Origin of the sequence: Bradyrhizobium retamae (assembly GCF_001440415.1) — a bacterium.
Taxonomy (GTDB): Bacteria; Pseudomonadota; Alphaproteobacteria; order Rhizobiales; family Xanthobacteraceae; genus Bradyrhizobium; species Bradyrhizobium retamae.
On the sequence record NZ_LLYA01000122.1, the window covers coordinates 1 to 1373 of the forward strand.

Genomic DNA, 1373 nt, shown 5'->3' on the forward strand with positions numbered 1-1373 from the left:
GGGTCACGTGTGGACGGCGCCCTGGCAAGAACTTTCTGACGTTTTGCAGCATTGGTCGGGTGCGGTCACGTGTCCGGCCTGTTGATGCGGCAGGTGTAGCCGCTGGCCCTAATGCTCTGCGCGGATCGGGTCCCAATCGTTCGCATGCACTTGAAAGTGCGTTGACCCAAACGGGCTCTCCCAATCCCCGGAACAACCGTATCTGCATTACGTCGTCATGCCCTCGCCAATCGTTGAAACTCCTATTGTCTATGCTGCTGGCAGCAATCTTGGCTCTTTGAACTGCTCTCCGCGTACCATCATGGCCCAGGCCATGCGCGCAATTTTATTGGCAAGCGCCACGGCGGCGACCTTGATCGGCCGGCGCTCCATAATATGCGCAAGCCAGAGGCGCCGCGTGCCATGCTGCCGCGCATATCGGATAACGGCCATGGCGCCCGTGACGAGCAGCCATCGCAAATACCGGTTTCCCTGCTTTGAGATTCTACCCAGACGTTCCTTGCCGCCGGTCGAATGCTGCTTGGGAACAAGCCCGATCCAGGCGGCCAGGCTTCGTCCGGACGAGAACTCGTTCCAATCACCGACTTCTGAGACCAGGGCGGTGGCGACGATGGGACCAACGCCTGGGATCTGCTCGAGCCGGCGACTTTCTTCGCTTGAACGATGCCAGGCATGGATGCGCTTCTCGATAGCTCCGATCTCAGCTGCGATCGCGGCGTGTTGGCGGGCAAGAACATCGAGGCTGAACCGTGCGGCCGCGGGTATCCGACCATCCTTCTCGTCAGCAATGATCTTGAACAGCTCGGCTGTGCCGTTGCGCCCCTTTGCCGAGATAATGCCGAGTTCGGCCAGGTGACCGCGGATCGCGTTCGACAGCATCGTTCGCTGACGGACCAGTAGCTGTCGGCTGCGATGCAGCATCAGGCCTGATTGTTGCTGCTCGCTTTTGGTCGGCACAAAACGCATCGACGGACGTGTCACTGCCTCGCAGATCGCCGCAGCATCATTAGCGTCGTTCTTACTGCGCTTGAGATAAGCCTTCACATAACTGGGCGGCATCAGCCGCACCGTATGGCCGAGCGCCTGGAGCTCACGGCTCCAATGATGGGCACTTGGGCAGGCTTCAATGCCAACAACGCAAGCCGGCAAAGTCGAGAAGAACTCCAGCACCTTGGTGCGGCTCACACGCTTGCGGATCACAACCGCGCCATCAACATCTGCGCCGTGAACCTGGAAGACCGACTTCGCAATATCGAGACCAATCGTGCTAACCTCGCCCATGGACGGCTCCCCTCAAAGTGGTTTGCTTCAACGCAACCACCCTATGGCACTTCGATGCCGCAGAGTGGGCGCCGTCCACAGCATCAATCGCG

Annotated in this window: 1 protein-coding gene; it reads right to left on the bottom strand. The window is 59.7% G+C overall.

What is annotated here, in order from left to right:
* Positions 1 to 249: 249 nt before the first annotated feature.
* Positions 250 to 1281 (bottom strand): IS110 family RNA-guided transposase, encoded by a 1032-nt coding sequence (locus CQ13_RS15245; protein ID WP_057843687.1) that lies wholly within the window; start codon positions 1279 to 1281, stop codon positions 250 to 252.
* Between the last annotated feature and the right edge of the window lie 92 nt (positions 1282 to 1373).